At 42.8% G+C, this 21,946-nt stretch carries 20 protein-coding genes; 6 read left to right on the forward strand and 14 right to left on the reverse strand.

The features are described from left to right. Nucleotides 1-62 precede the first annotated feature (62 nt). The 4 genes from ICL16_RS37495 to ICL16_RS37510 form a co-directional block, all read right to left on the reverse strand. Nucleotides 63-560 carry a hypothetical protein gene (locus tag ICL16_RS37495; RefSeq protein ID WP_190836641.1) on the reverse strand — a complete coding sequence of 166 codons (498 nt, stop codon included), beginning with the start codon at nt 558-560 and terminating at the stop codon, nt 63-65. A gap of 79 nt (nt 561-639) precedes the next feature. After that, on the reverse strand, nt 640-1,092 hold the full coding sequence (locus tag ICL16_RS37500) for a hypothetical protein (protein ID WP_190836642.1): 453 nt from the start codon (nt 1,090-1,092) through the stop codon (nt 640-642). 2 nt (nt 1,093-1,094) lie between these two features. Further along, nucleotides 1,095-3,092 (reverse strand): NACHT domain-containing protein, encoded by a 1,998-nt coding sequence (locus tag ICL16_RS37505; RefSeq protein WP_190836643.1) that lies wholly within the window; start codon nt 3,090-3,092, stop codon nt 1,095-1,097. A 112-nt stretch (nt 3,093-3,204) separates the two neighbouring features. Then, complete coding sequence (locus ICL16_RS37510) at nt 3,205-4,698, reverse strand: aromatic ring-hydroxylating dioxygenase subunit alpha (protein WP_190836644.1); 1,494 nt, start codon at nt 4,696-4,698, stop codon at nt 3,205-3,207. A gap of 86 nt (nt 4,699-4,784) precedes the next feature. Between ICL16_RS37510 and ICL16_RS37515 the strand changes: the two genes are divergently transcribed. Further along, complete coding sequence (locus ICL16_RS37515; RefSeq protein ID WP_190836645.1) at nt 4,785-5,765, forward strand: aldo/keto reductase; 981 nt, start codon at nt 4,785-4,787, stop codon at nt 5,763-5,765. Nucleotides 5,766-5,843: 78 nt separating this feature from the next. On the opposite strand, the gene ICL16_RS37520 is transcribed toward ICL16_RS37515, so the two are convergent. The 3 genes from ICL16_RS37520 to ilvA form a co-directional block, all read right to left on the reverse strand. Then, nucleotides 5,844-6,167: a type II toxin-antitoxin system PemK/MazF family toxin gene (locus ICL16_RS37520; protein ID WP_202895907.1), complete on the reverse strand. Its 324-nt coding sequence runs from the start codon at nt 6,165-6,167 to the stop codon at nt 5,844-5,846. Beyond that, nucleotides 6,161-6,394: an AbrB/MazE/SpoVT family DNA-binding domain-containing protein gene (locus tag ICL16_RS37525; protein ID WP_337907197.1), complete on the reverse strand. Its 234-nt coding sequence runs from the start codon at nt 6,392-6,394 to the stop codon at nt 6,161-6,163. The genes ICL16_RS37520 and ICL16_RS37525 overlap by 7 nt, the downstream gene beginning before the upstream one ends. A gap of 257 nt (nt 6,395-6,651) precedes the next feature. After that, a complete protein-coding gene (ilvA, locus tag ICL16_RS37530) occupies nt 6,652-8,163 on the reverse strand; it encodes a threonine ammonia-lyase, biosynthetic (RefSeq protein ID WP_190836648.1) in 1,512 nt (503 codons plus the stop codon). A 515-nt stretch (nt 8,164-8,678) separates the two neighbouring features. Here ilvA and ICL16_RS37535 point away from each other — a divergent pair. After that, nucleotides 8,679-9,089 (forward strand): SNIPE associated domain-containing protein, encoded by a 411-nt coding sequence (locus tag ICL16_RS37535; protein ID WP_190836649.1) that lies wholly within the window; start codon nt 8,679-8,681, stop codon nt 9,087-9,089. 77 nt (nt 9,090-9,166) lie between these two features. After that, the gene (locus tag ICL16_RS37540; RefSeq protein WP_190836650.1) at nt 9,167-9,595 is read left to right on the forward strand and encodes a GIY-YIG nuclease family protein; all 429 of its coding nucleotides are present in this window, start codon (nt 9,167-9,169) and stop codon (nt 9,593-9,595) included. 17 nt (nt 9,596-9,612) lie between these two features. On the opposite strand, the gene ICL16_RS37545 is transcribed toward ICL16_RS37540, so the two are convergent. Both ICL16_RS37545 and ICL16_RS37550 read right to left on the reverse strand, forming a co-directional pair. Then, a complete protein-coding gene (locus ICL16_RS37545) occupies nt 9,613-11,307 on the reverse strand; it encodes an SUMF1/EgtB/PvdO family nonheme iron enzyme (protein WP_238361125.1) in 1,695 nt (564 codons plus the stop codon). Between the two features lie 330 nt (nt 11,308-11,637). Next, nucleotides 11,638-12,786: a Fic family protein gene (locus ICL16_RS37550; RefSeq protein ID WP_190836651.1), complete on the reverse strand. Its 1,149-nt coding sequence runs from the start codon at nt 12,784-12,786 to the stop codon at nt 11,638-11,640. A 400-nt stretch (nt 12,787-13,186) separates the two neighbouring features. On the opposite strand from ICL16_RS37550, the gene ICL16_RS37555 reads away from it, so the two are divergent. After that, nucleotides 13,187-14,011, forward strand: coding sequence for a M90 family metallopeptidase (locus ICL16_RS37555; RefSeq protein WP_190836652.1), 825 nt, complete (start codon nt 13,187-13,189; stop codon nt 14,009-14,011). A 118-nt stretch (nt 14,012-14,129) separates the two neighbouring features. On the opposite strand, the gene ICL16_RS37560 is transcribed toward ICL16_RS37555, so the two are convergent. From ICL16_RS37560 to ICL16_RS37580, 5 genes are all read right to left on the reverse strand, one after another. Then, a complete protein-coding gene (locus ICL16_RS37560) occupies nt 14,130-14,363 on the reverse strand; it encodes a DUF2281 domain-containing protein (protein WP_190836653.1) in 234 nt (77 codons plus the stop codon). A gap of 4 nt (nt 14,364-14,367) precedes the next feature. Then, a complete protein-coding gene (locus ICL16_RS37565; RefSeq protein WP_190836654.1) occupies nt 14,368-15,654 on the reverse strand; it encodes a glycosyltransferase family 4 protein in 1,287 nt (428 codons plus the stop codon). Between the two features lie 214 nt (nt 15,655-15,868). Then, nucleotides 15,869-17,059: a hypothetical protein gene (locus tag ICL16_RS37570; RefSeq protein ID WP_190836655.1), complete on the reverse strand. Its 1,191-nt coding sequence runs from the start codon at nt 17,057-17,059 to the stop codon at nt 15,869-15,871. 341 nt (nt 17,060-17,400) lie between these two features. Next, complete coding sequence (locus ICL16_RS37575; RefSeq protein ID WP_190836656.1) at nt 17,401-17,745, reverse strand: hypothetical protein; 345 nt, start codon at nt 17,743-17,745, stop codon at nt 17,401-17,403. 135 nt (nt 17,746-17,880) lie between these two features. Next, nucleotides 17,881-18,177, reverse strand: coding sequence for a hypothetical protein (locus ICL16_RS37580; RefSeq protein ID WP_238361126.1), 297 nt, complete (start codon nt 18,175-18,177; stop codon nt 17,881-17,883). Between the two features lie 448 nt (nt 18,178-18,625). Here ICL16_RS37580 and tnpC point away from each other — a divergent pair, with 448 nt between their 5' ends. Next, nucleotides 18,626-20,182, forward strand: coding sequence for an IS66 family transposase (tnpC, locus tag ICL16_RS37585; RefSeq protein WP_190836657.1), 1,557 nt, complete (start codon nt 18,626-18,628; stop codon nt 20,180-20,182). 256 nt (nt 20,183-20,438) lie between these two features. Further along, nucleotides 20,439-21,946 (forward strand): tetratricopeptide repeat protein (locus ICL16_RS37590; RefSeq protein WP_190836658.1); only part of this gene is annotated, 1,508 nt, incomplete at its 3' end.

Genomic DNA, 21,946 nt, shown 5'->3' on the forward strand with positions numbered 1-21,946 from the left:
GTAGTGGTTTAAGGTTTGGTTAAAACCACTCCTGTGTTTGATAAACAGCAGCGTCAAATAATTTAGCTTTGTGTTGGATAACTATCTTTTACTGGTTGATTGGTTGTGCTTGACTGATTAACTGGACTTGTTAACCAATAACCTGCGATCGCAATTAGGATAGTGATTACACTAAGCGCAACATTTGGATAAATTGTAATTCCACCCAATTGAGGTTCAGGAAAATCGCCGAGAACCGGATCTCCAATAAACCCATAGGAAGTTCCAGGCCAAAATCCAGCAGCTATTAATCCAATATAAAATGCAGAACCGAGAAATGCAGCAAGACCCATTGAAAAGCGATCGCTCACCGGACGAGCCTTCAAAATAGCTAACGCACTGCCTCCCAAGGAGATAGCAGCAAAAAACGACATCGCACAGTGTAGCTTGGCATGAGGTAGCCACGCCGGATTGTTCATATGCCCATCGCCTAAAATTACAGCATCAACAGCGATAGGAACGATCAGAGTTGAGAGCGCAGCCGTAGCGAGTAACCATTTGGCAAGTTGTTCTCGTTGCATGTCGATTTCTCAATTATGAAAAACGGTTCGGTCTGTAATTAATATAGTATGGAAGTTAACATGAGAAAATTTACCTTGCTTATTCTAGCTCTATTTGAGCAAAATGTTCTAGCAGCAGGCGGTGGATGAAGATGTAACCGCCACCAACCTTTTGCAAAAAAATACGTTCAGTGGCGTAGTCTAAGAAGCGGGCATAGTTCCAAGGGATATAATTGTTGCGGTAAAGTATGAGTCGCAAGATCAAGTGTTGGATGCAGGCTTGCCCCCCCAAATTAAATGGAATAGCGAGTATCAATAATAGCACTTGAACTACCCCACTACTTTGCCCATTACTCAGCTTTGCAAGCAGCCCAAAAATTAGACTAGCAATCAATACAAATATCCCAAAATATATGGCTGATTTATGAATGCCTTGATTTGGGTATGCTTTTGTTTCAATTTCTGAACCAGTCAGTCCGAAAATCAGCCAAGCAATTACCCCTGCAATTACCCCTGCAATTAGTGCAACCGTTGGACTCGCATTTGCTCCCACAGTCAACGCAATAAGTAGTCCGATGCTGAGCGCTGAGTATAAGCCCTAAAATTTCGCCACTCCCATTTCAGTGTTTCTACAGGCTTTATTTCTTGCTGCGATGGCTTGAAAAAACTCCATAATAATAGCCCAATAAAAATTATAAGAATGTACTGCGGAGTAACTGAACGCATCAGCGAAAAAATAAGTGAAGGCATCAGCGCAAAAATAGGTAATAAAAGTAGACAAATAAATAAGTTAAACCCCAGGTTGTAAATTCTTTTTGCTAACTTAGTTTGCAACCAAGTTGGCTGTATTTGTTCAATTAAAAATATTGTTTGTGAATGTTGTAACATTCGCTGTGCTAGCCAAGTCAGCCATCGAATTGTTCGACTTGTTGAGTAGTGTCGAACAGTTATCCGACGATTTAGCATTCGTTCAATATACGCATTAAACAGGTGCTTTCGGCGTTCTTCTGTTGAATTTGTATTGGGCAAATCTTCAATTGAAACGCCCTCATATGCCAGAGTCATGATGCCCAGAGTCAGGGGAGATTTGGCTAGTTCTTGCAGTGCAGTATCTTGCTCAAGCAGAGTTTTCAAAGCTTTCAGTTGCTCATCAGCCCTGTCCAAATATTGATTAATCTGCTCAGGCGTCAAGGATTGAATACAGATTGCTTTTTGCAGTGTTAAAGAGGCACGGAGGGCTGTATAATCTCCAATGCGGCTTGTCACCACCATCTCTGTCAGCCCATGATCTCGAATAAATTGATTTAATGCTTGAACGCAAGCTTCTCGACGCTCAGCCTTTACTTCATCCAAACCATCTAACAACAGTAGCAGTTGTTCGTTTTCCACCCAAGCTTTGCCCTTGGCTTTAGGAACATGATATTCCTCGTAGAGTTGCTGAACTAGCCATTCGGCAATTTTTTGTTGTTTATTTGCCCAAGAAGATAAGTTAAATACAACTGGAATCTGTCGGCTTAAGTCCTGTTCAGTACTAATAATCAAATGCTTTGTCAGTGTGAGGAGGGTTGTGGTTTTACCAGATCCCGGTTCTCCTAATATCAGAAGAGTTCGTCCCTCTCCCATCTGACTAAAGATATCTGTTACCCCTGTTCCTTTGGGTAGTGCTTGTCTAGATGGCTCGAGTTCCTCAATCCCAAGATGTTCTACTGCGTCTAATCGCTCTTCCATACCCAGTTCAATCATCACCCTGGTATGCAATGACTTTTCTAAAACGCCTTCAATCCAATAGTTTTTGACTTTATTGAGCAAAACCTTGCGCTGTTTATAATCTTCCTGAGTAGCGGGTGTTGCTGTATTAGATGTAGGCTGATCAAGTAAATTAGATGGCTGATTATTTGTTTGGTTGTGAAAAGATAAAGTTTTATAGTTCGGTCGGTTGTGAAATTTTGGATAAAATTCTGAGCTATTATGAAGGTCAATATTATTGCTGCCAAATTTAAAAGCATCTTCATAGTTCCTCCCAGCAAAAATTGCTTGATAAAATGCCGTAGAGAAGTTAATAGCCGTTCTATCTGGGATAGACTGTGTCATGCCGATGACACAATCAATATGCTGGTGAATTGCTTTGGCTTGAGTTTCAGAGTAGCAGGCGTTAAGCAACACACACTCAACTTTGTCTTTAAATAACTCAAATAAGTCTGTTAGTGCTTCTGTACTTACTAGTTGCATTCGCCCAAAGTCATCTTCCAAAGCTATGCCACTAGGTTGTGAATTTAATCGAACAGCTTCACGTAATGGAAGCGTATCCCGGTTGTTATCTAAACCTACACCACCAGTTCTCATCCCATGCCCAGAAAAATGCACAATCTGTGGTTCTTTATCCAACAAAGCTTGGCGCAAGTCGTCAATACGAACTGCCCATTTAGTAAATACTTCAAACTGCGAACGATATTTGGAACGTTCCCACGACTCCTCGATTTCGCGCACTTCTTCATCCAAGCGAAGTCTATCTGTATTGATGGGATTAGCTGATAAAATTAAAATTTTTTTCATATTCTTTTATTAATGACGCAGCGATGCCTGAAGGGCATGCCGCTTTGCGGCATCGCGCCCTTCAAAACCAGGTAGGAATTTGATTAAATCCTGTGCGATCGCAAGCAATATATCAATGATTGTGGGCGTGTTCAAACTTATAAACGTAGAAGAGCCGACTCAACTTTTTGAGCAAGTATCCTACAGTTGCAAATAGGATTGTGCCTCCAAGCGCCCACCAGAATCCCGCAGGGGGAATTAAAACAGATGTAGCAGTTTGTCCCGCACTCGCTAGCGCAGCCCTCATCGCTACAGCCCGTGCATCTACAATCACACCTACACACAAGCATACAACAGCCGCCACATAAGCCAACACAGCCAGCCGATTAATGTTTTTTAGGGCATTCTGGCAAACTCGGCAATTTTGAGTATGGGTTGTCCATACATCAAAGAGCTTCTGCTTGTCTTCCTCCGCAGGGGGGAGATTCTGACTACATCCTTGCCAAGGGATACCACCCCCGGCTCTGTTCTCCAGCCATTTGCGAAACGCGATCGTCATCTTGTCTTGGGGATTGGGTGTATAGACTGCATCCAGCCATTTGCCTTTTCCCCGTTTGGCTAGATTCTTCTGTTGGTAATGAAGGAAGACTAAATCTTGGTGCAGGAACAAAGACCCCAACACATGACCTAACCAAGTTGGCATCGGTAGTGCAAAGAATGCCAAACCTTTCGGCGGTTTGCCCGCCTCATTCTTCACTAACACTTGGCATCCGATATGACGACACCATCCAGGACGGGTGGGGGTAGCATATAAAACAAGGATGAGTTTCCCGCCATCTTTGAAGGTTGAAACAATTCTCATGTGACAGGGCGGCTGAAAGTCATGAACCGCTTGCTCAATTGTTGGAGCAGTTGGGGTAATTTCAAAGGAGAACCCTTCCTGGGTAGACATCTCCCGAACTCGAATCATGTCGTAGTACTTGGCATCCTTATACCGACTTCCAACAATTCCGTGGTGGGAGACAGGTACATGGGCTGGATCTGCCACATTCTCCATGAAAAAGTCCCATCCATAAGCAAGATCGCGTACATTCCAAAAAAGCTGCACTACCTTGTCCGAGTCATGCTCAAGTTCTGGAACAATTCGCGGTGTCTTCAATTGACTTTCAACAAAGGCGTGTGTACCAGACTCTGACCATACCCACAATAAACCTTGACGCTCTTGTGTTGGAAAGGCAACGGCACATGACTTAGGATCTGAGCAGTGCTTTGCCTCAGTCTGCTCGTCTTTTGACTGAGGAATGCTGACGCAGTTACCAAAAGAATCAAAGCGCCAAGCGTGGTAGGCACATAAAAGTGTGCCATCAGCCTCAACACGACCTTCAGAAAGAGGGGCTAGTCGATGGGGACAAAAATCTTCAAAGCAACGCCATTTGCCTGTGCCATCCCGCCACAAGACAATATCCTTTCCCAGTAACTGCATTGCATGGGGGCAAGATGGATCGAGGAATTCTACAACGGCTACTGGATACCACTGCTTTGTCCATTGGAATGTGAGTTCCTCTCCCTGTTTCAATTGTGCTGTCGCTTCACGCATATCCCCTTGCAGACAAGTCTCAGTAGCCATCGTTACTCCTTTGCTCTTTTTGATTATATAAGCTTTAATAAATTTTAATAAAAGCTTCTTCTTTTTGGAATTGACAGATAGTAAATATGCATAATAACCAAGCACTCTACCTCCCAAGCATGGGCTGCGGAACTTGGGCGTGGGGCAACCGACTGCTCTGGGGATACGATCAAAGCATGGATAATCAGTTGCAAGCCGTTTTTGACCTTTGTGTCAGCAACGGTGTAACTTTATTTGATACGGGTGATTCTTACGGAACTGGGAGATTGAAGGGGCGCAGTGAGCAACTGCTGGGACAATTTACTAGGGAATATACAGGGGAAGGCAAAGAAAATATTTGTATTGCTACCAAGCTTGCCGCTTATCCTTGGAGATGGACTCGCTCCTCAATGGTATCTGCTTGCAAGTCATCTGCCCAACGTTTGGGAAGAAATGTAGATTTAGTACAGATGCACTGGTCAACTGCAAATTATGCTCCCTGGCAGGAGGAGGGGCTTTTGGATGGGCTTGCCGATTTGTACGAGCAAGGGCAGGTTTTGGGAGTAGGCTTATCCAATTATGGACCGAAACGGCTCAAACATGTGCAGCAAAAGTTTGCCGAGCGCGGAGTGGCGATCGCCACCTTACAAGTTCAGTACTCTCTGCTGTCTACGTATCCAGTTACCCAACTGGGGGTAAAAGACGTTTGTGATGAACTGGGGATCAAAATGATTGCTTATAGTCCTCTTGCTTTGGGGCTGTTGACAGGAAAGTTTTCTGAGCAAGGTCCTTTTCCCAAAGGTATTCGAGGTTTGCTTTTTAGGCAGTTATTGCCAGGAATACGTCCATTGTTAGCATCTTTACGAGAGGTAGCGCAATCAAGAAACAAAACCATGTCCCAGGTAGCCATCAACTGGTGCATTTGTAAAGGAACCATTCCCATCCCAGGAGCAAAGTCTGTGGAACAGGCAAGGGAGAATATTGGTGCTTTGGGTTGGCAGTTAGACGCAGGCGAAGTTGCCGAGTTGGATAAAGCGGCTGCGAGTACAGATAAAAAAATGGTACAAAATATCTTTCAAACCAAGTAAAATACTTTGCTAATTGTTGATTGTTAATTGTGAGATTGCTATTAACAACAATTAACAACCCTAGCGATTAACAAAGAGTTACTCGGCAAACATTTGAGCTAAATTATTGAGGACTGCCTTCTGCTCATCCTGATTGATTTGTCCCAGTCGTTGAACTAATCGAGTCTTGTCAACAGTGCGGAGCTGATCGAGAACAATTTGTCCATTTTTACCTTGAAACTGGCAAGCCACTCGTGTGGGATAGTTTTGACCTTTGGTTGTCATAGGCGCAACGATCACAGTTGCAATATGACTATTCATCTCATCTGGTGAAATAACTACACAAGGTCTTGTCTTGCGAATTTCACTACCCACTGTTGGATCAAGATTAATCAGGAAAACATCGAAACGCTGAACTACCATTCCCATTCCGTTTGATCCCAAAGAGTCATGCTCCCATCATCAAGCAGAACATCATCATACCTTTGTGCCATTGCCGCAAAGGCTTCATCCCATCCACGGCGGGGTTGTGGTGCTGCACGCACAATTAAGTTATTGTCGCACACTTCAATTTCCACCTCTACATCAATACCGCTTTGCTCCAGTAGAGGTTTAGGAATCCGAATGCCCTGAGAGTTACCAATTTTCACAAGTCGCGTCCTAATGACTGCGCCCATAGCAAAGTACCATTGCCAATTTATAGTAATTACATTGTAATTACCACAGCAAAGATTGTCAAGTCGCTTAACTGAGGGAGTGGAAAAAGTATGAGGTGCTTGAACAGTAAAACCACGATGCTAATTGCTAATTGTTGATTGGGGAATTGCTAATTGCTAATTGCTAATTGTTGATTGTGAGATTGCTATTAACAATTAACCATTAGCAATTAACGGAACTAAAGGGCAGCCTAACCCAAAAACAGTTTGTATGCAGTATTGTGACTTTCATCCCAATAACGATAGCCCAAGGTATCGAGAAATGCTTGCCATTGTTCCATCTCGTGGGGGGGTACTTGCATCCCCACGACAATTCGTCCGTAGTCTGAGCCATTGTTGCGGTAGTGGAAGAGGCTAATGTTCCAGTCGGGACTCATGGAAGAGACGAATTTCATCAATGCACCAGGACGTTCGGGAAACTCGAAACGGTAAAGTAATTCATTGTGGGCGAGGGGTGAGTGTCCACCTACCATATGCCGCAAATGCAATTTTGTCAGTTCGTCATCGGTTAAGTCAATGGTTTTGAAACCACAGCCTTCAAAGGTTTCTACCATCTTTGCGGCGTCGGCACGGTTTTGAATTTGTACACCGACAAAAATGTGTGCTTCTTTTTTATCAGCGATGCGATAGTTAAATTCAGTAATATTACGGTTGCCAAGACAGGCACAAAATTTGCGCAGACTGCCTCGCTGTTCGGGGATGGCAACGGCAAAGATGGCTTCGCGTCTTTCACCTAACTCGGCTCGTTCGGCAACAAAGCGGAGGCGATCAAAGTTCATGTTCGCACCGCAGGCAACGGCAATTAATGTTTGTCCTTGGATTTGTTCCCTTTCTACGTAAGCTTTGGCAGCGGCGATCGCCAATGCTCCCGCAGGTTCCAAAATGGAGCGTGTATCTTCAAACACATCTTTAATCGCGGCACAAGTATCATCGGTATCAACTAGAATAATATCATCTACATACTCTTGGCACAGACGGAAGGTTTCTTCACCCACTTGGCGCACCGCCACCCCGTCGGCAAACAATCCCACCTGGGGCAAACGCACCCGATGTCCGGCTTTGAGCGATTGATACATGGCATCGGCATCCACTGGCTCAACGCCAATAATCTTGATTTCCGGACGTATCCGTTTTACATATGCCGCAATCCCAGAAATTAATCCACCTCCACCTATTGCGACAAAAATTGCATGGATGGGTTGCTGGTATTGGCGTAGAATTTCCATGCCGATGGTTCCTTGTCCGGCAATTACATAGGGATCGTCAAAGGGGTGAACAAAAGTTAACCCTTTTTCTGCTTCTAATTGACGGGCATGGGCGTAGGCATCATCGTAAGTATCCCCATACAACACTACTTCTCCCCCCCTAGCTCTGACTGCATCCACTTTAACTTGGGGTGTAGTCACGGGCATGACGATAATTGCTCGTGTTCCTAACCGACGAGCGGCAAGGGCAACTCCTTGGGCATGGTTTCCTGCGGATGCGGCGATCGCACCTTGTGCCAGCACATCCGGTGGCAGTTGTGCCATTTTGTTGTAAGCACCACGCAGTTTAAAAGAAAACACTGACTGCATATCCTCCCGCTTAAGCAGGAGCTTGTTATTTAGCCTATTCGACAAATTCGGGGCGTAATCCAGTGGAGTTTCTTGGGCAACATCGTACACACGGGCAGTCAGGATTTGTACCAGGTAGTCGCAAAGCATGGGCGTTGGTAAGGTGATGCGGGATGGGAAACTATTTTACCGCTACTTGTGTACCTATGCAGTCAACATTGTAATTACCAGAGCAAAGATTATCAAGTCGCTTGACTGAGCGAGTCGAAAAAGTATCATGCTTATGTATGAGGTGCTTGAACCCGTTGATTGGATACCAATGAAAGCTGGCAGGCATAGGATACAAAGAAACTTTTAGGAAACTGCTATTTGGTCATTCGCATCTCGAACAAGTAAAAGTTCACCTGTTAACGTTAGTCGATGTACTGGCAAAGACGGATATATACTATTGTGCAGTGCAGGAACCTAGTTGTGTACCTGTTTTGTGGGGGTTGTTTGCAATGCTCTACTAATATCCTCTAAATTAATTAATTAATAAGATATTTCAGCAAAGCTACTCAATCACATGTTGACAATATTTCTCATAATAGTGATATGCGTCCTCACTGGTGCATTAATGCAAGTACAACTTCAGCAGAATCGAGTGAAACAGCGTTTACGCAGGTATGACCAAAAGTTTTCTTAAGTTAGTGCTGACAACTTTTAATACAGAGTGTGAAGATATAATCCTTAAGGTTAAGCATAGTAATATCAACTCGTCTGAGGATAAAATTAAAAACTCTTTGAAAAAACTCAATAGGTTGTCAGAAGTAACTGACTGTGAGATTACGCAAGAATATCTGAATATGAAGTTTCAAGAGTTACGTCTCAAATATGAATTAGAATGCAAGAAGCAAGAGGAGCGCGATCGGGAACAAGCACTTCGTCAGGAGAAGAAGGAACGCGATGCAAGTGAAAAGGCAATACAAGAAGTCGAAGAAGCTGCGGAAAGAGAAAAGCAGCATCAACAAGAGCTTGAAAAGGTTATACAAGAAATAAAACTATCTGAAGGTGAACAACGAAACGAAACCTGCTAAAGCTAAAAATTAGTGAGTTAGAACAAGAAGTTGCCAGAGCTAGAAGCGATAAAGAACAAGCTATTTCGCGTTCAAAAATGATCAAATCAGGAGTTATTTTTGTAATTTCCAATATTGGTTCTATTGGAAGAGATATATACAGAATATCTATGACAAAAAGTAGTAAACCAGATGAATATGTTAGTGTCATGACACCTGTGGTTCCATTTCCATTTGATATTCACCTAAAAATATTTTCAGAAGACGCCATAGATACTTTAAGGCTATTACATCAGCGTTTCTATGATAAAAGAGTTAATATAGTTAATGAAAGAAGAGAATTCTTTAGACTCTCACTTGATGAAATATATCGAACTGTAGAAGAAATATCTCAACAGACAGGAGCTTTAACGATTCTTAAAAATGAAAGAGTACCTCAAGCATATGAGTATCGTAGAATAGCTGCACAAAAAAAGCAGCACTCAACCTCAAAAGATACAGATTTAGAAGAGAATCAAATAGCTTAAGGTTAGGCATGAGATAGTCAAGATTTCGACTCTAAATTAAGCTGGAGGGTGCAAACAACTCTGAAACCAACGTTGTAGAGCATCTGATTTGCGTTGCCGAGTCGGCGGTAAGCCGAGCGACATAATAAAGGCTCATTGCGCCATGAGCCACCACGTATTACACGTTCTTGATTGTCACTGCTATTCAACCAAGCATTTCCATCTGTAGGCGCATTTTCATAACTTTCATGCCAATGATCTAAGCACCACTCCCAAACTAACCCGTGCATATCGAACAGTCCGAAGGCATTAGCAACTTGAAAGCTTCCCACTATAGTCGTTTCTTTACAATTAATACCTTTGGGACCTGAGCGATAAATGTATTCACCGTCGTAATTGGCTAGATCTGGAGTGATAGTTTCGCCAAAGTGAAAAGGGGTTTTGCTTCGAGCACGGCAGGCATATTCCCACTCTGCTTCCGTAGGAAGACGAAACTCATGACCCGTTTTTTCAGATAAACGAGCACAAAACTCAACAGCATCATGCCAAGAAACTTGCTCAACAGGTCGATTTTTTTCTTGGAAGCGTGATGGGCAAGGTTCAAGCTTTTGGTAGACTATTGGTAGATATGCAACTGCCTCCCACTGCGCTTGGGTGATAGGGTACTTACTGATCAGAAATGGTTTTACTGAGACTAAGTGTTGAGGTCCCTCATTGGGATATTGCCTTACCTCAGGTTCGTGGGAACCCATCCAAAATGTTCCCCCTGGAATAGCAACCATCTCTAATATCACACCATTGCTAAGGTCTTTGGTAAAGCAATGAGCTTGCTTTTGACAACGATTTATCTCCTTGCCTTGAGCATCTACTGTTACGACTTCAAACTCAAAGGTAGAAGTGATGAAATTTAATTGTGCCGTTATTGCTTGAGATGAAACATCATTGTTTTGTTGGATTAAAGTCAAAAGTCCTTGCATTTGTGCATCTAATATTTGTTGGTTCAGTTCAAATTTAACCTCGTTGTTGAGACTACTATTGACTTCAATCGATTTATCGGCAATTTGATTCCTCAATTCTTCTCCGCTTCTATTAAAAGCAGATGTTGTAGATGGACGATCAAGCTTGTTGGTAGATTCTGCTTGAGTCGTAAGATTTAATTTCTCTTTTAAAGTGCTTTTCTTCAAGAGAATTGGGGTAAGATTCTCTGGAATACCTGCGAGCAGGATTGCATTGCAACCCATTTCATATGCAAATTCATAAGTTCTTCCAGCACCTAAAGCAGCGTAAAATCCTACTGCAAATTCAATAGCAGCTTCATCTCCAATTGATTGGCTCATACCAATCACATAATTAATATATTGGCTAATAGCTTGAGCTTGTACTTCTGAAGAGCAGGCATTAAGGATTACACATTCAACTCGATCCGCGAATAGTCTAAAAAGTCCCGCTAGTGCTTCCGACCTAACAAGCTTCTCCTGACCAGTTATATCCTCAAAAACTAATCCCACTTGCCCTGTTCCATGTCCACAAAAGTGAACAACCTGCGGGTTAAAGTCAAGCATAGCTTGCTGAATATCTCTAGTTCGAGTTGCGCCTGTGGAATAGATTGGAATTTTCCCATAACCAGCTAGACGGAGGCGTTCTCTAATTTCCCTCTCTTCCTCCTGCAAACGTAAACTGGCAGTACCCTTAGGATTAGCAGCTAGAAGCAAAATGATTTTATTTCTTGCCAATTGCCTAACTCCATCATACCCTTTAATGCATTTATACCAACACAGCAAAGTTATTTGTGCTTTTCAAGCCTATCGAAAGCTTTCAACGGTTGATTAAGATATTTCCCGTCCTCCTCTTAGTTGTTTTCTTTTTTTGAAGCCATATGATAATCTCATTGTAAATATTAGCACAACAGCATAATAAAAGCATTGCACCGGACACTGAACGGAGGGCGATCGCACTTGTGTATGGTATTGGATGATAGCGATCGCACTTGTGCATGGTGCATGGTAGTAGCTTTTCGCTACGAGGTTACTTGAACTGAAACTAACTCACGAGCCTTCATCTCATTAAGAGTCCCTAAAAATGTCTAAAAATGGTTTATAAGCAAAGGCTCGGTTACGTTTCTGTCCAGTGATTTCCTGTAGAAGACCTACATCACAGAGGTCTTTAACTAGTGTGTTTGCATTAGGGTATGATAGTTGAGTGATTTCTTGAACATGTTCGATAGTAACAATTGGTCGCAAATAAAGAGTTTCGAGCAGAGCTATAGCATTTCCGGCTCTACGCCCCATTTGATTAAGTATTTTTTGGCGATGTTCCTCTTTCATATTGACTATCTTGCGGGCAGTAGCAGACGCTTCCTGAGCAACTTCGTAGACACCACGCAGAAAAAACTTAAGCCAGCTTTCCCAGTTTCCACTATCTCTAATGGCTTGAAGGCGGTCGTAGTATTCAGCACGATATTTCTTGAAATAGTGAGAGATATACAATAGTGGTCGTTTCAGTATATTTTGCTCACACAGTAGAAACGTAATTAGTAGACGCCCTGTTCTTCCATTGCCGTCTAGAAAGGGGTGAATTGTCTCGAACTGAGCATGAGCCAAGCCAATTTTGATTAAAGCGGGGATTGGCGTTAAATCATGCAAAAACTTCTCGAAATTGTCTAAAGCTTGTTTCATTTCATACGGTGGAGGAGGAACATAAGTAGCCTTTGCCAGAGAACATCCCCCAGGACCAATCCAATTTTGGGTATGGCGAAATTCTCCTGGTTCCCGCTCAGAGCCTCGCACTCCTTGTATTAACTCTTTGTGAATTTCCCGAATTAATCGCAGCGATACGGGTAAATCCTTTAAGCGCTCAAGACCATAGTTGACCGCAGCAATATAATTCACCACTTCAGCCACGTCTTGAGGATTATCCGGTTCCAAAGTTTGAGTTTCAAACTCCAGAACATCTATCAGAGAAGCCTGTGTTCCCTCTATTTGGCTAGACAAAACAGCTTCTTTGCGAACATACATAAACACGAATAGGTCGGGGTTGGGCAGAGCATCTGTTGACCCATCTAGCCGACCTAGCGCACGATCTGCTTGAGACAGAAGCAGCCACATCTCCTGATCCATAATCACTTCAGGCACAGGTGGTAGTGGATTAGGTATAAAGGCTTTATATCCTCCAGACTGCTCCACATACCGACCCGCTCTGGCATCATCAATCATTATTATTGGTTTCGTTAACACTACATAGTTTCTCTCGCTATATTATCAAAATTACACGTTTATCGTTAATAAAGATAATTTTATTAAATTATGTAATATAATTTATGCTCAGAAAAGTTCTATCTGATCTAGATGTAATCGACTTGCCCAAGCAAGACATCCATAGAAGCGAGTACCCAAGATGGGCATCCCAAGTAAGCGAGCGAATCAGCAGCATGAACCCTAAGCTGATGGGTGTACCCTTATTTGTATCCCTTTATTGCGTCCAAACCCACTACTCTAAAGCCGAAGCGCGAGTTAACGTTCAACTCAGCAGGCAGTAGAAGAGGCAATTGCCTCCGGCAGGCTACGCGAACGCAATACCAATAAACAGAGCTTAGACGTGGAGCGCTAAAAATTAATGGTTGAAACAATTATTATTTTTATTATCATAGCGCTGATTGTCACTGGGATTTTAGTTAGTCCCGTTCTCATTAAACAGCGAAGAAATCGTCTTAAACATCGTCCTTTCCCCCCACTTTGGAATGCCATTATTGAGAATAATCTTCCCATTTATCCCCATCTTTCTCCCACTGAACGCAGACGGCTTCAGGGACATATTCAAGTGTTCTTAGCGGAAAAACAATTCATTGGCTGTGGAGGACTACAGGTGACGGAGGAAATGAAGCTTACCATTGGTGCTGTTGCCTGTTTACTTCTGCTTAATGAGCGAGGAGAATACTTTCCTAAACTTCGTTCAATTCTGATTTATCCCGGCACTTATGTTGTTAATGAAACCGTTGCTAACGGGAATTATGTTGTCGAGGAAAGGCGTGTGGCAAGATTGGGGGAATCGTGGAGTAAGGATCAAGTAGTACTTTCCTGGGAACAGGTGAAACAAGACACTAGCAACTGGAGCGATGGACATAATGTTGTTCTTCATGAATTCGCCCACCAGTTGGATCAAGAAGATGGTAAAGCACAAGGCGTTCCAATTTTGCAACGAAACTCAGACTATCCCATCTGGGCTGGGGTGATGACAGAAGAATATCAACAACTCTGTCATAATGTTCAACAAGGTATAAAGACCGTAATGGATAGCTATGGCGCAACTAATCCCGCAGAATTTTTTGCCGTAGCGACTGAAACATTTTTTGAAAAACCGCAGCCATTACTGAAGAAGCATCCAGCACTCTATGAGCTACTACAACGCTACTATCGACTAGATCCTATTCAATGGGCTTAGACATAAGATATAGTCACGAACCAAAAAGGGGCTATTTCAAAAACTGAGCCATTTGATAAGCCATAACAGCTTCATCAGCAGTCAAGATTGTGACTATCTAACAACAGATTCATATTCGTTAGAAATTACCCTCAAAGTCACGAAGAATATCTTCAGGCAATGGATCATTAAAGTTGGGGGGAACGCTAAACTCTCCTGCACAGAGAGCAAATGGACGAAGTTCTTTCTTGGTTTCTAAAAGTGCTTGCTGACTTCTTCGGGCTTTTGCAAACAGCATAAAATCTAAAACCTCCTCAACCAAAAAATCTGGAGCTTGAGCAATTTCTTGAATAAGTTGTTCTCTTGTAGTCATCGTCCTATATCTCCACAGATTGACTAGAACGTACTTTGGGCAAGTTGCTTAAATTAGAAGCTTTATTTGTAACTAGTTCCGAAAATAGAGCTTCATAAGTCGCGATCGCCTGCTCAAAACTATAATGTTCTACAGCGTATTGTCTGCCCTTTTGACTGAGTACAGCCACTTGCTCTGGATTCTTATATAGTTCTAGCACCCCTGCTGCCAAAGCATCGGGTGACTCTGGATTCACAACTATACCACCGCCACTTTGTTTAACTGCTTTCCCTGCTGTACCACTAGCTGGTACTGAAGCGACAATTGGACTACCACTAGCCAATAGTAGAGGTATTTTTGAGGGCATGTTGAAAGAAATCACATTGCGCTTTTGCACAATCAAGCCTACATCAGCTGCTGCTAACATTTCGGGTAGTTTTTCTCGTGGCTGTAACGGTAACAACAACACATTATTAACCCCACAAGTCAGACAATATTCCTTCAATCTTTGTAAAGCTTGAGATTCGCCGACAATGACAAAAACTATCTCAGGGATATGACGTAACAAAGCCGCAGCTTCTATTACTGTCTCTAAACCTTGCGTCAGAGCAATATTGCCTGAGTACATTACCACAAATTTGTTCTCTAATTGATGAGAGATGCGAAAAGAATTATTTTGTTTTGGTAAAGGATGGATGAAATTAATATTTACCCAGTTGGGAATGCAAACAATTTTATCTGGCGATACTCCTTTGTTGAGCAAATTTTCTGTAAATCCATCACTGATGACACTGATGGTGTGCGCAGCGCGATAAGCAAATCGCTCTAAAGCTTCCAAGGCTCTAATCATCTTTTTGTTGGTGAGTAACCCCAGTCGCACTGCTGCTTCTGGTAAGATATCTTGTACATTCAGTACTACCGGACAGTTATATAACCGACCAAGTAAAGTTGCTGGCAGAGATACTAATAATGGGGGAACTGTCAGAAGAATTATATCTGGTCGCCAACCGTTGAGAGCGTATGGTAAACTTGTCATCACAAAACTCAACTCCAACAGCAGGCGATCGACAACATTGGGTTTTGACTTGATGCGCAAGTAACTACGCTGGATAGTCACACCATTTTTTTGTTCTGTAATGTACCACTTACCTTGATACTCTTTGTAAATTTGACGTTGAGGATAGTTCGGCATACCCGTAATTACCCGCACTTCATGATTTCGCTCTACTAATCCTTCTGCCAATTCTGTCATGAGCGGAGCAATTCCGATTGGCTCCGGATGATAGTTGTAAGAATAAATCAGAATGCGCATAATTGACGCTGGTATATTTGGTAAGGTCGCTTTCAAGGTACGAGTTTTATGACTTTTTATACTTAATTGTATAAAGTATAGTACTCGTATGCGTACAAGCAACTGTGTCCTAACCAATATAGTACATTTACCAAATCTTCGTTCTTGCCTACTGCGTATGTACATAAAGTCACAGTAAAGACATGATGAAGATTAAGGTTCTTCTACCGCTTACTTAAGGGTATGAGTATATGTTATTTTGTCCTTCCAAATACTGTCTCACAGTCGGACGACGTGAAGACAAGGGATTCAAAACAGGATTTTGACTAGCTTGCTGCAAGCTTAAATTATTGTTGGGGACAACAGAAGTGGTAGGAGTACTAACGCCTTGATTCAATGTTTGATTGGGGTAGGGCGTATTATTGTAAGGTAGAGCTTGTGTTGGTTGCACTACGTTAGGCAATACCTGACTATTGTTGAAGTTCCTGTAGGTATTTTGGGGCAGGTTTGTTACCTGAGGTTGAGTGTAGCCGCCAGCTACCTGACCACTATTATAGTTAGTGTAGGTGTTTTGTGGCAGATTCGTCAGTTGTGGTTGAGTGTAACTTCCAGATACCTGACCACTATTGTAGTTATTGTAGGTATTTTGGGGCAGATTGGTGAGTTGCCGTTGAGTGTATCCTGTTCCAATAGCGGGATTGACTAAGTTAGAATTTAACCCTGTAGGTAAGGAAATCTGGTTGGGTAAATTGTTGTTAGGTAATAATTGACCAGAAGGGTTAATTTGATTAGTAGTAGTGTAAGCGCTGGGTAAAGGATTCTGTGCCGATTGATTAAGTGCTGATTGTAAGGGGTTAACTGAGGCAACATTTTGAGTGTTGCTAATATTTCGCACTTCTGGTAGTTGTACAGAAGATACAGTTGGTGTACTAACTAAAGAGCTACCTTTCTGAAAATTATTAAACTGCAATAAATTTTCTGCTTGTGCCAAAAAGGGATTTTCCATTTTTGGGGTTGGTGCGGGGTTAGTTGCACTCAAGCCCGGATTTAATTTAGCCGAACCTGACGTTTGGATTGTTTTGTTTAACTCATCTAATAACGTTTTACTTTTATTATTTTGAGTGTTTTCACCAGAAGTGCTGGCACTTACAGTGTTTTGATCAGATTCATTATACAAAACTGGTAAGTTGTCAATATCTGCGACGATCGCTCTTTCTTCTGTGGAAAGAGAGGAGTCAGCCGAATTCTGTGCCGCTACTGGTTGATTTTGCTGTGTGAGAAAATCTGGGCGAGTCCAATATTCCTTAATTACTAGCCCGACTACAGACAGAAAAATTGCTGTTCCCCAAAAGCCTGGTCTTGCCAAATTCCATAACCTGGCTTTAAGATAACGAAGGTAAGCGGGGGGATAACGGTGTTCTGACATGGTACTATGATCTTAACCGTAGAGAGGTTTTGTTTTTATCCTAGCTACTTAATTGTAATTAGTCATTACCAGTAGACTGATTTTAGTTAAAAATTTACCTTCTGCCTTTGTCCTTGGTAAAGACGGGAGCATGTCAGTTTTACAATACGCCCGCCCACAGGCTATAAGCAGGCGGGCTAATCGAACAAAGCCTGCTTTGGCAGGCTTTGTAGAGTGCATGATATCCGACGAGGATGTAGGGCAATAAAGATGACATGCTCCTGGTAAAGAATGACAGCGCAATCTAGCAGCGACTTCCAATGAGGTGAGAGAGTGGCGTAAACGCCAAGCTGCTGTGCATCTTAGGAGTGTAAAACTTCTAATTCATGAGGATGAGTGATGACTTTGCGTAGTTGCTCACTGAAATAAAGAACTTCATATTTAGGCGCAAGTTCTTTTTGCAGTTGCTTCCACAGTCTAATTCCTTCTTTTTCAAAAGCATCTTTTGCTTGATTAGTTGGAAAACCAGATGAGGCAGGATCATCCCAATTCAACTTTGCATCGTAAACTTCTGCCCATTTTTCCAAACGACTAATAGTTTCTTGACTGAGCGGTAGTGATGCTGGATCGATATCGCCAACGTTCGCGGAAATCCACCAAAGAGGGTAGCATCCATAATCAGCCATAAGTTTGATTTTTTCTGCCATAGTTGCTTTACCACATTAAGGGGAAGTTCTAGGATTTGCACCAACTATATAACCACTATTACTAACAGTCACTGCTATGTAATGAATTCTGCCTTTAAAGCTCACTTCATAAATAACACGAGTTCTCTTTCTACCTTAATAGCCAACAATTCTACCTTGTGTTATCGCCGCAATTACAGCATCAGGTATCTGGTTTAGTTCAATTCCTAAATCAGTAAACTGCTCGGAATGGTTTTCAAGTATGTGTTGGAGTCCGGCTTCAGTATTTCCCTCTTCCAAAAATACTATTTTACCATCTGCTTGCTTTGCAATCCGAACAATTTTTTCAGGAGTATGCTTGATACCAAGTTGACTTAGTTCCTTCATTAAAGCTGTTTTCTCAGCTTCATCATCTGGCTGTTGATTCAATAATTTAGCCCTTAGTCTATACATCCAATATAAGAGATAAGTATATAGGCGGGAAAAAACAGATGTATGTGAACAAACGTAAAGTTCATGTAGGGTGCGTGCGTTACGGGTGACGCCTAACGCGCCAAAATTAATAGCAATGGCGCCGTACTCTCGGTTAACGCACCCTATACTTAAAATTTATTTACTGCGAGAACAGTTGAGTAGCAGGGCAAAGCGCTTTCCCTGGGGCAAGGAGTAATCTTGGTTAGACAATGGCTTGGCTGTGATTGTGTAACCCTCAGGCAGGTTGACTTGATGCGATCTAGTTTAGAGGTGAAATTAATGGTTGAGGTAGTGATTAACGCTCTTGTTAGGTAACCTTTCACTCCCCCCCATGCTTGTGGCATGAAAATTAGCCAGTTAGCACTTAGGTAAACAATTCCAGGCTGAAAAGATGGTAATATAAAGCAATACAGGCACTTGAGACTTGATGAATCGACTGAGTAAAGATGACCTATCACAAATGAACCGAGACTACTTCCAATCTCTGGACAAGGAGAAGTTGGTGGAAGTAGCAGGTAATCTGCACGCTTTTGCAGTCGAACAATTAGAGCGATTAGAGCAGAATTCAAGCAATAGTTCCAGACCTCCATCATCAAACAGTCCCTTCAAGAACGAAACAGTGGAGTTGGAATATGAAAAGCCACTCAAAGGCAATCAAGATAAAAATTTAACTTCCGCTGTTGATCTTGAGACAGAGAAAGTTGAGGAAAAGCAAACACAGAAGTCGAAAGCGCAAGGATTTGGGAAGCGTTCGCCGGGAAAGCAGCCCGGAGCTAGGGGGATGTGGCGGTCAACGCCCTTAGTTCCAACGATCACGATTCCTCATTACCCAGAAATTTGTGCCGCCTGCAATGCTCAACTGACAGTAACATCAGATCACAAACCTTATATGGGGTATTACGTCCTAGAACTAGAGAAACAGGAATCTGGGATTGAGGTGATTTGCCAACTTCATCATTACTATCAAGTCACCTGCGAATGTGGACACCATACCAAAGCAATTCCAGGTTTTGGGTATGTGTCTGTGGTGGAAGGAAGGAGCAAAGATTTGCAATTGCAGGAGTATGGGCTAGTTGGACCGATGCTCGCTACCTTTATCGCCAGCCTTGCGGTGCGCTACCGGATGTCCCGACCGAAGATTCAAGAATTCTTAAAAGACTGGGTGGGTGTAGAACTAAGTATCGGCACCCTAGACAGATGCATCCGAGAAGTAGGTATTGCTTGCGTTCCGGTGGTTGAGAAGTTAATTGAAGAACTGCAAGCGGCAGAGGTGATTCATCTCGATGAAACCCCCTGGTACGAGAAAGGGAAATTGTGTTGGTTGTGGGTGGCAATTACCAGCACGGTAGCGGTGTACCATATCGGTAGTCGTAAAAAGGAAGAACTGCTGCACTTGATCACTAGCGCCTTCATCGGTTGGTTAGTCACTGATGGCTATGGAGCCTATAGCAGTTATGAGCAACGCCAACACTGTCTAGCACATTTAATACGTAAAGCGATTGCCCTGACACAAGTCGTAGACTTTGAGGCGAGGGACTTAGGGCAGTGGCTCCTAGAAGAGTTGAGGGAACTAATACAAACCCTCGATTCTGGCGACGGGGACAACAACCATGACCCAGTCCCCGGTCGCCTCTACCGGGTCTGTCTTCTGGGGAGCGCCGCAGAACATCCCAAATTGAAAGCTCTGGCACTAGAGATTTTAAGGGACTGGGATGCTGTAGTCGCGTTTGTCTCTCATCCGGGATTACCACCCACCAATAATGAAGCGGAACGTGCTCTTAGACACGCAGTTATTGCACGGCGTATCAGTTATGGTACTCGTACAACCGAAGGCAGTTTGGCTTATTGTTCACTATTAAGCGTGATTGAAACTTGTCGATTGCGAAAAGTCGATCCTTGGTCTTACATTGCCTCTGTGATTGCTCAAGGTCGCAAGGGGATATTACCTCCTCTCATGGACGTTGCTGTTCCTGCTGCTGCTTAAGGGGGGGAGTGAAAAGTTACCTTGTTAGGAGTGGGGGAATGAATTACAAATGAGAAAGTAGATTTTGAAAGTTTTGTAAACTTTTGTAAAAAAATTACTTAGTTAGGCGTAAAATACCAACACGTAACAGAAGTTATAGAGGGCTGATCAAATTACGCTACTAGTTGTAGTTTACGCGAAGGCGGTTGTACTACGAGCAAATGTAGGAAGTGCATTGGAAAGCTAGCGGTGGAAATGAATACAGATAGTTGATCTCATGAGGAAGCCGAAGCAAGTGTCTCAACAGTTGTTAAAACCGAAACCCTTCGCAGCTAATACTAATTGGGTGTTATTGTCAATGGCGATCGCCCTTAGTATGGGTGTGGTGGTGAGCATTCCAAGGTCAGTCATCGGGCAAGTTCAACCACAACTCTGGGCAGAACAACAAGCATCTCTAAAGGAAGCTGAGCGGCTCACTCAACAAGTCGTACAATTTTACAAAGAAGGTAAATATGATGCGGCTATACCTTTTGCACAGCGCTTGCTGGTAATAACAGAGAAAGTAGGTCAGTTACATCCGGATGTCGCCAGGTTTCTTGACAAATTGGCTCGATTGTACCAATACCAGAGTAACTATCAACTTGCGGAACAGTTTTTAAAACGCGCTCTAGCAATTAGAGAGAAAGCACTAGGTCAGGAACATTCTTCGGTTGCCACTTCTGTGGACAATTTAGTTCGACTATACAAAGACCAGAAGAATTATCAACTTGCCGAACAGTTTTTAAAACGCGATTTAGCGATTAAAGAGAAAGCACTCGGTTCAGAACATCCGGATGTTGCCAGTTCTCTTGACAAATTAGCTCAACTGTACCAAGACCAGAGGAACTATCAACTTGCCGAACAGTTTTTAAAACGCGCTCTGGCAATTAGAGAGAAAGCACTCGGTCAAGAACATCGGGATGTCGCCAGGTCTGTTGACAAATTAGCTCAACTGTACCAATACCATTTGAAGAATTATCAACTTGCTGAACCGTTGTTTCAACGCGATTTAGCGATTAAAGAGAAAGCACTCGGTTTAGAACATCCGGATGTTGCCAGTTCTCTTGACAAATTAGCTCAACTGTACCAAGACCAGAGGAACTATCAACTGGTGGAGCCGTTGTATAAACGCGCTTTGGTAATTAGAGAGAAAGCACTGGGTCAGGAACATTCCTTGGTCGCCACATCTGTTGACAAGTTGGCTCAACTGTACCACGACCAGAAGAACTATCAACTGGCGGAACAGTGGTATAAACGCGCTCTTGCAATTCGAGAGAAGGGTCAGTCAGATCTTTGGGTCGCCACATCTGTTGAGAATTTGGCACGACTGTACCACGACCAGAAGAATTATCAACTAGCAGAACAGATGTATAAACGCGCTCTTGCAATTAGAGAGAAAGCACTAGGTCAGGTACATCTGGTTGTTGCCCGGTCTGTTGAGAATTTGGCACGACTGTACCACGACCAGAAGAACTATCAACTAGCCGAACAGTGGTATAAACGCGCTCTAGCAATTCGAGAGAAAGGTCAATCAGATCTTTGGGTCGCCACATCTGTTGAGAATTTGGCACGACTGTACCACGACCAGAAAAACTATCAACTGGCGGAACCTTTGTATAAACGCGCCCTAGAAATTAGAGAGAAAGCACTGGATCAGTCAGATCTTTGGGTTGCCACGTCTGTTGACAATTTGGTAAGACTGTACAAAGATCAGAAGAACTATCAACTTGCCGAACAGTGGTATAA

The sequence above is a fragment of the Iningainema tapete BLCC-T55 genome (genome assembly GCF_014698965.1).
Classification (GTDB): Bacteria; Cyanobacteriota; Cyanobacteriia; order Cyanobacteriales; family Nostocaceae; genus Iningainema; species Iningainema tapete.

Coding starts and splice junctions, on each gene's coding strand:
- ICL16_RS37495 (WP_190836641.1), bottom strand. CDS start 560: ATGCAACGAGAACAACTTGCCAAATGGTTACTCGCTACGGCTGCGCTC.
- ICL16_RS37505 (WP_190836643.1), bottom strand. CDS start 3,092: ATGAAAAAAATTTTAATTTTATCAGCTAATCCCATCAATACAGATAGA.
- ICL16_RS37510 (WP_190836644.1), bottom strand. CDS start 4,698: ATGGCTACTGAGACTTGTCTGCAAGGGGATATGCGTGAAGCGACAGCA.
- ICL16_RS37515 (WP_190836645.1), top strand. CDS start 4,785: ATGCATAATAACCAAGCACTCTACCTCCCAAGCATGGGCTGCGGAACT.
- ICL16_RS37520 (WP_202895907.1), bottom strand. CDS start 6,167: ATGGTAGTTCAGCGTTTCGATGTTTTCCTGATTAATCTTGATCCAACA.
- ilvA (WP_190836648.1), bottom strand. CDS start 8,163: ATGCTTTGCGACTACCTGGTACAAATCCTGACTGCCCGTGTGTACGAT.
- ICL16_RS37535 (WP_190836649.1), top strand. CDS start 8,679: ATGACCAAAAGTTTTCTTAAGTTAGTGCTGACAACTTTTAATACAGAG.
- ICL16_RS37540 (WP_190836650.1), top strand. CDS start 9,167: ATGATCAAATCAGGAGTTATTTTTGTAATTTCCAATATTGGTTCTATT.
- ICL16_RS37550 (WP_190836651.1), bottom strand. CDS start 12,786: ATGATTGATGATGCCAGAGCGGGTCGGTATGTGGAGCAGTCTGGAGGA.
- ICL16_RS37555 (WP_190836652.1), top strand. CDS start 13,187: ATGGTTGAAACAATTATTATTTTTATTATCATAGCGCTGATTGTCACT.
- ICL16_RS37560 (WP_190836653.1), bottom strand. CDS start 14,363: ATGACTACAAGAGAACAACTTATTCAAGAAATTGCTCAAGCTCCAGAT.
- ICL16_RS37565 (WP_190836654.1), bottom strand. CDS start 15,654: ATGCGCATTCTGATTTATTCTTACAACTATCATCCGGAGCCAATCGGA.
- ICL16_RS37570 (WP_190836655.1), bottom strand. CDS start 17,059: ATGTCAGAACACCGTTATCCCCCCGCTTACCTTCGTTATCTTAAAGCC.
- ICL16_RS37575 (WP_190836656.1), bottom strand. CDS start 17,745: ATGGCAGAAAAAATCAAACTTATGGCTGATTATGGATGCTACCCTCTT.
- ICL16_RS37580 (WP_238361126.1), bottom strand. CDS start 18,177: ATGTATAGACTAAGGGCTAAATTATTGAATCAACAGCCAGATGATGAA.
- tnpC (WP_190836657.1), top strand. CDS start 18,626: ATGAATCGACTGAGTAAAGATGACCTATCACAAATGAACCGAGACTAC.